At 71.8% G+C, this 6,345-nt stretch carries 7 protein-coding genes; 1 reads left to right on the forward strand and 6 read right to left on the reverse strand.

Features of this window, described 5'->3' with window-relative positions:
• Positions 1–84: 84 nt before the first annotated feature.
• Positions 85–1,683, reverse strand: a complete 1,599-nt coding sequence (locus ACG2DA_RS21175; RefSeq protein WP_395258469.1) for an SLC13 family permease — start codon at positions 1,681–1,683, stop codon at positions 85–87.
• 166 nt (positions 1,684–1,849) lie between these two features.
• Between ACG2DA_RS21175 and ACG2DA_RS21180 the strand changes: the two genes are divergently transcribed.
• Positions 1,850–2,707 carry a sugar phosphate isomerase/epimerase family protein gene (locus tag ACG2DA_RS21180; RefSeq protein WP_395258471.1) on the forward strand — a complete coding sequence of 286 codons (858 nt, stop codon included), beginning with the start codon at positions 1,850–1,852 and terminating at the stop codon, positions 2,705–2,707.
• A gap of 48 nt (positions 2,708–2,755) precedes the next feature.
• Here the strand turns inward: ACG2DA_RS21180 and ACG2DA_RS21185 are convergent, their stop codons facing one another.
• The 5 genes from ACG2DA_RS21185 to ACG2DA_RS21205 all read right to left on the reverse strand — a co-directional run.
• The gene (locus ACG2DA_RS21185; RefSeq protein WP_395258473.1) at positions 2,756–3,175 is read right to left on the reverse strand and encodes a hypothetical protein; all 420 of its coding nucleotides are present in this window, start codon (positions 3,173–3,175) and stop codon (positions 2,756–2,758) included.
• Positions 3,176–3,236: 61 nt separating this feature from the next.
• Positions 3,237–3,989 (reverse strand): hypothetical protein, encoded by a 753-nt coding sequence (locus ACG2DA_RS21190; RefSeq protein WP_395258475.1) that lies wholly within the window; start codon positions 3,987–3,989, stop codon positions 3,237–3,239.
• Between the two features lie 32 nt (positions 3,990–4,021).
• Positions 4,022–4,645, reverse strand: coding sequence for a molybdenum cofactor guanylyltransferase (locus ACG2DA_RS21195; protein WP_395258476.1), 624 nt, complete (start codon positions 4,643–4,645; stop codon positions 4,022–4,024).
• Positions 4,642–5,037 (reverse strand): carboxymuconolactone decarboxylase family protein, encoded by a 396-nt coding sequence (locus tag ACG2DA_RS21200; RefSeq protein WP_395258478.1) that lies wholly within the window; start codon positions 5,035–5,037, stop codon positions 4,642–4,644. The genes ACG2DA_RS21195 and ACG2DA_RS21200 overlap by 4 nt, the downstream gene beginning before the upstream one ends.
• A gap of 170 nt (positions 5,038–5,207) precedes the next feature.
• Positions 5,208–6,345, reverse strand: a 1,138-nt coding sequence (locus ACG2DA_RS21205) for a sulfite reductase subunit alpha (RefSeq protein ID WP_395258482.1), incomplete at its 5' end; no start/stop codon positions are given.

The following is a 6,345-nucleotide window of genomic DNA, read 5'->3' on the forward strand; positions in this document are numbered from 1 at the left end:
GGGCCGCAGAGCGGCCGGACGCTCCGCGTCCCGTCCGGGGCGACGCAGAGCGTCGCCCCGAGAGCGCCCAGCGGACGCCCCGTCTCAAAGAATCCGCCGGACCCAGAACAGCGTCAGGGCCGTGATCGCCGCGGCGCCGACGAGGTTTAAAACGAACCCTTTGCGGGCCATCTCGCCCATCGTCAAGCGGCCGCTGCCGAACACGATCGCGTTGGGCGGGGTCGCCACCGGCAACATAAAGGCGAAGCTCGCCGAGGCCGCAGCCGGCAGCATGATGAGGCTCGGCTCGACGCCGATCTCCACCGCCACGCCGGCCAGCACCGGCAGCACGATGGAGCAGGTCGCCACGTTGCTGGTGCATTCGGTCAGGAAGGTCATCACCAGGCAGACGGCCCCCACCAACACCCACTCCGGCTGCCCGCGGACGGCGTCGCCCAGCCGCTCGCCGACCCACAGCGACAGGCCGGTTTCTTTGAAAGCGAGTGCGAGGGCGAAGCCGGCCCCGAACAGCAACAAAATATCCCACGGCAAACGCTCGGCGGTGTGCCAGTTAATCAGCCGGGAGCCCCGCCCGTCGCCGGCCGGGAGGGCGAAGGCCAGCAGCGCGCAGGCGATCGCGACGGTGCTGTCGTCCGGCTGCACGACCGGCGTGAGGCCGCGGGCGTCGACGGCGGCGATCCACTCCGCCCCGCCGTCCGTCGTCTTGAGGGCGGCGAACAGCGGGCCGGGGATCACCCACAGCGCCGCGGCGAGGCCGAACACCGCCAGCATGCGTTTCTCCGGCGTGCTGAGCCGGCCGAGGGCGTTCAGGCGGCCGGCGAAAAACGACCGGCCCACCGTCGCCGCACCCGGCGCCGGCCGCAGATTCCAGGTCAGCAGGCCCCACGCCAACAGCAGCATCGCCGCGGAGACCGGGGCGAAGGCCAGCAGCCAGCGGTCGAAGCTGAACCGGTCCAGGCTGGCGTCCGGAAACGCCTGCTCCCACACGCCCAGGAACGCCACGTTCGTCGGCGTGCCGATCGGCGTGGCGACCCCGCCGAGGCTCGCCGCCCAGGCCAGCCCCAGCAGCAGGGCCACGGTCAGCTTGTGCTGGCGGGCGGTCTGCCGCGCGGCCTCCTCCGCGGCCGCCTCGCCCGCCCCGCCCTCGGCCGTCACGCCGTCCGCGGCCCCGCCGTCGATCTTTTTCCCCAAGGCGTCGAGCATCGCCACGGCGACCGGCAACAGCATGATCGTGGCGGCGGTGTTGCTGATCCACATGCTCAGCCCCGCCGCGGCCAGCATGAATCCGGCGACGACCCGCCTGGGCGAGGCCCCGGTGAACCGCAGCGTGTGCAGGGCGAGCCGCTCGTGGACGTTCCAGCGTTCCAACCCTAACGCCAGCAGGAACCCGCCGAGGTACAGGAAGACGTATTTATTAATATACGCCTCGGAGGCCGCCCCGACCTCCACCACGCCGCACAGCGGGAAGGCGACCAACGGCACCAGGCTGGCCGCGCCCAGCGGCACGGCCCCGGTGAACCAGAGCACGCCGGTGAGGACCGTGACGGCGAGGGTCTTCTGCGCCGCCGGCGTCATCCCCTCCGGGGCGTCCAGCGCCAGCACGATCGCCGCCGCGAGCAGCCCCAGCCACACACCCCACCGACCGAAGAACCCGGGGCGGTCGGCGGGGGACGGTTCGCTCATGGGGACGGACGGCTCCTGCGGGCGCCCCGGTTCGCCGTCGCCGTTCGACGGCGCGCCGTGGGGAGGAAGGACGGATCGAGCGGGGATGATGCACCGCGGAGGTCCCCGGCGGTAGGGTGGGCGGGGTCCAAGCCCCCCGCGCTCCGCGTATCCCCCGGGAGAACCCATGCGAGACGTCTTCCCCCTCGGCGTATTCACCTCCCTGGACGCCGGCCTCGGCGTGCGGCTGGACGTGGCGAAGGAACTGTCGATTCCCACCGTGCAGCTCCACGCCCCCGCCCCGGCCAGCCGCACCGAGGCCCACGCCGCCCAGTTCCTCGCCGATCTGGACGACGCGGACATCGTCCTCACCTGCGTGTTCGCCGGCTTCGAGGGCGAAAGCTACGCCAGCATCCCGGAGACCGCCCACACCGTCGGCCTCGTCCCCCGCGACCAACGCGAGGCCCGGGCCGCCGAACTGTGCGCCATCTCCGACTTCGCCGAGGAACTCCGCAGCCCCGCGATCGGCCTGCACGTCGGCTTCGTTCCCGAGGACCGCACCGGCGAGGACTACAAGGACCTCGTGAAGGTCGTCGCCCGCTGCTGCGATCACGCCGCCGAGAACGGCCAGACGGTCCACCTCGAAACCGGCCAAGAGACCGCCGCCCACCTGCTGGACTTCCTGGCCGACGTGAACCGGGAGAACCTCGGCGTGAACTTCGACCCGGCGAACCTGTTGCTCTACGGCACCGACGACCCGCTGCCGGCCCTGCGGAAGGTGGGCGAGTTCGTCAAAAGCGTGCACTGCAAAGACGCCCGCCGCGCCCCGGAGGCCGTCCGCGGCAAGGAGTGGGGCGAGGAGGTGGCTCTCGGCGAGGGCGAGGTCGGCATGACGGACTACCTGCGGACCCTGCACGAAATCGGCTACCGCGGCCCGCTGACGATCGAACGCGAGATCCCCGAGGACCGCGACCGTCAAAAGGCCGACGTGGCCAAAGCCCTCGACGTACTGAAGGCCGCCCGGGCGGAAGTGCTGGGCGAGTGAGGCCGGAGCGACGCGGACCTGGGACCGTCGTCCCGGGTCTTCACGCCGTCAGAACGGGACGTCGTCGTCGAAACCGCTCCCCGATCCGTCGAACTCCGGCCCGTCCCACGCCCCGTCGCCCTCGTCGTCGGGGTCCTCAATCCAGTACTTCTCGCCGGTCGCTTCGTCTCTGTACTCCGGGTCGGTCGGCCAGATGTCGCACGTGAACCCGATCCCGCCGCAGCCGTCGGTCGGGCAGGCCCAGAAGCCGCGGCGGCCGTCGGGGCCGGGCGGGCCGGCAGCGTCCTCGTCGAACCAGATCCGATCGCTGCGATACCGCTGTCCGCAGTGCAGGCAACCAACTTCCACCGGCGTCCGCGGCGGGCCGAACGGGTCGCGGGATGCGACGGCCTCGGCTTCGCCCCCGACGCCGGCCTCGGCGCCGGCCGGGGCGGGAACGCGGAGGTCAGGGAGCACAGATTCAGACATGACGGCTGCGGGGGCCTGAAGGTCGTGAACGCCCGCACCCTAACGCGGCCCGACGGCGGCGTCACGTCTGTTCAGGCATCGCCTCCAACGCCCGCCGCAGGGGGGCCGGGAAGCGGGCGACGTTTTCGGCGTACGTCGCCGCCAGCGGGACGTTCACGTAGTGCCCCGGGTCGAGGAACAGCGGCATGTCCGGCAGATCGTCGCCGACGGCCAAGGGCTGGATGTAAGCCACCGGCGGGTCGTCCGCGACGTAGGAGGCGAGCGTCAGGGGCGTGGCCGGGTTGAGCCGGTACTCGTCGCCCCACTCCGCGCCGATCTCCGCCGGCAAGCCGTCCGGGGCGGACGGGGTGGGCGGGTACAGATCGATCACCAACACGTGCACGCCGGCTTCGACCGCCGAGACGACTTTGCCGACGAACTGCGCCACGCTGGCCGGTCGATCCTTATTAGCGCGGGAAACGACTTCGACGAGTCCCACCAGGCGGCCGCCGTCGGCCCGCCGGACCGCCAGATACTTGCGCGGCGTCCGCGTGCGGGCGGCCCCGCGATATTCCCGCCGCTCGGCGACGGGCGGCGGGGCGGTCGCCACGGCCACCCCCCCGCCGGGAGGGACGTCGGCGGACTTGTCGTCGGCGGCCGGCGCGTGCAACGCGAGCAGGTCGGGGACGACCTCCCCCGTCTCCGACTCGATCATGGCGTAATACCCGTTCGGCATCGCCCCCGCATTCAGCGCGTCGTACAGCCGCGTCAGCCAAGCGTTATGGAATCCGCGGAAGGCGTCGGAGGACAGGCGGGTGAAGTCGTGGACGGGCATCGCAGCGGGCGGCGAGTGACGCGGGACCGCTATCATAACGGCGCCGCGGGCGAGCCGCGGGCGCGGCTCCGTCCCGGCCCGACCCGCAGCTCCGCCGGGGTATTGTAGGAGATCCGCTCCGGCCAGTCCGGCGGCGGGGGGACGGCGGCGGCGCGGGTGGCCGGGGCCGAGAGCAGCGCTTGCAGCGATCGGTCCCCGCCCGCCAGCCGGGCCCGCACGGCCGGCCGCAGAGCGACGTGATACAGCCCCGGGAACGGTTCCCAGCGGTCCGGCCGGAAGGCGACGGCGAGGCGCCCCGGCGTCGCGGCGGTTCGCAGGCGCTTCACCCAGTCCGCCGGCAGGTCGAACAGGTCGCAGCTCGCCGCCAGCGCCCACGCGGCCCCCTGCTCCGCGGCGTCGGCGAGGGCGGCGTCGAGGCCGGCCAACGGGCCGGCGTCCGGCACGGCGTCGGCGATCGTCCGCACTTTGAGGTCGTCGTACTGCCCCGCCGCCCGGGCCACCGCGGTCACGGAGGTCGCCCCGGCGGCTCTTAATTGTTCCGCCAGTCGCGTCAGCGCCGGCACGCCGTCGCGGTCCGCCGTCGCTTTATCGGAGCCGAACCGGCGGCTGCGGCCGCCGGCGAGCAGATAGGCGGGCGAGTTCGCGGGCGCGGTCACTCCGCCTCGCCCGCCGCTTCGCGGTCGGCCCGCTCCCGGGCGAACTGCACCTGGGCCCAGCTCCACGCGGCGACGGTCGCCGGGAAGCCGCGGGTGTTCATGCCCAATAAAATCGCCTGTTCGACCTCCTCCTCCGTGGCCCCCGCCGCCATCGCCCGCCGGACGTGGCTCCGCAGCGCCGACTCCAGCCCGGCGCCCAGCGAGATGCCGATTTTAATGAGGAACTTCGTTTTCGCGTCCAGCGGCCCGGCGGCGTCCACGGCGTCCGCCATCCGCTCGTGCTGGGCGGCGACCTCCGGGAACTTCGCCGCGAACGCCCGATAGGTGCCGGGCAGCTTCTTGCCTTCCGGACGATCGCCGGGCGGCGGCGGGATGCGGGGCGAATCGGGCACGGGACGATCTCCGAACGACGACGGGTCTTTGCAAGCGGTCTCCATACTAACCCGAAGCGTCAGCGAGGGCGTGCAGCGTCATCGCAGTGACGCCCGCCTCCGCTGTGCGATGGCCCTCGCTGACGCGTCGGGTTGGTGTTTGAAGAAGACCTGAACAGCGTCGCCGGCATTCAATAGACGTCCCGGCAGTACCGCTTCGACTTCTTCAAGTCCTGCACGAAGGCTTTCGCCGCGGCCTCCCCGCCGGCCCGGTCGGCGACGATGGCGTGCAGCGTGCGGTCCACGTCCACCGCCATCCGCTTCGCGTCCCCGCAGACGTACAGATAGGCCCCGTCGCGGAGCCAGTCGTACAACTCGTCCGCGGCCTCCAGCATGCGGTTCTGCACGTAGATTTTCTCCGCCTGATCGCGACTGAAGGCGGTGTCGAGCCGGTGCAGCACGCCGCGGTCGCGGAGGGCGGTTAATTCGTCGCGGTAGAGGAAGTCGGTTTCGCCCCGCTGATCGCCGAAGAACAGCCAGTTGCGGCCCGGCGCCTGCGTGACGGCCCGTTCTTCCAGGAAGGCCCGGAACGGGGCGATGCCGGTGCCCGGACCGACCATGATCGCCGGCGCCTGCGGGTCCGGGGGGACGGTAAAGCCGTGGGACTTCTGCACGAACACCCGCACCGTCTCCCCGACGCGCAGCCGGTCGGCGAGCATCGTGCTGGCCACGCCTTTCCGCTTCCGCGAGCCGCGTTCCCACTCCACCCGCCCCACCGTGAGGTGCACCTGCCCGGGGTGGGCCTTGGGGGAACTACTAATGGAATACAGCCGCGGTTGCAGCGGGCCGAGCGTTTGCAGGAACGCATCGAACCCGATTTTCGCCGACGGAACCGCCCGCAACACGTCCAGCACGTCCCAGCCGTCGATCGCGTCCGGGTCGTCCAGCGCCCGCTTGAGCAGCTCCGCGTCGGCCGGCTCGGCGCACCGCGGGACGAGGGCCTCCAACAATTCGTCCGTCACCTCCGCCAGGCAGACGCGTTCGATCAGGGCCTGCCGCAGCGAGCACGGGTCGCCGGTCGGCGGGGTGACGACGGCGATCGGATCCGCCCCGAGTTCCGCCAGCACCTCGTCCACCAGTTCGCCGCAGTTGGTCGGGTACAGACCGAGCGAATCGCCCACCTCGTAGGTCAGATCGCTGCCGGTCAGGTCGATCTCGACATGGGACGTGTATTTCGCGGAGCCCTCGCCGTTGAGGTTCCGCACCGCCAGCAGCGTGGCGGGGAACGGGTTGTCGCGGGTCCAGGTCGAACCGGCGTCGCCCGCCGCG

The sequence above is a fragment of the Alienimonas sp. DA493 genome, assembly GCF_043951915.1.
GTDB lineage: Bacteria > Planctomycetota > Planctomycetia > Planctomycetales > Planctomycetaceae > Alienimonas.

Coding starts and splice junctions, on each gene's coding strand:
- ACG2DA_RS21175 (WP_395258469.1), bottom strand. CDS start 1,683: ATGAGCGAACCGTCCCCCGCCGACCGCCCCGGGTTCTTCGGTCGGTGG.
- ACG2DA_RS21180 (WP_395258471.1), top strand. CDS start 1,850: ATGCGAGACGTCTTCCCCCTCGGCGTATTCACCTCCCTGGACGCCGGC.
- ACG2DA_RS21185 (WP_395258473.1), bottom strand. CDS start 3,175: ATGTCTGAATCTGTGCTCCCTGACCTCCGCGTTCCCGCCCCGGCCGGC.
- ACG2DA_RS21190 (WP_395258475.1), bottom strand. CDS start 3,989: ATGCCCGTCCACGACTTCACCCGCCTGTCCTCCGACGCCTTCCGCGGA.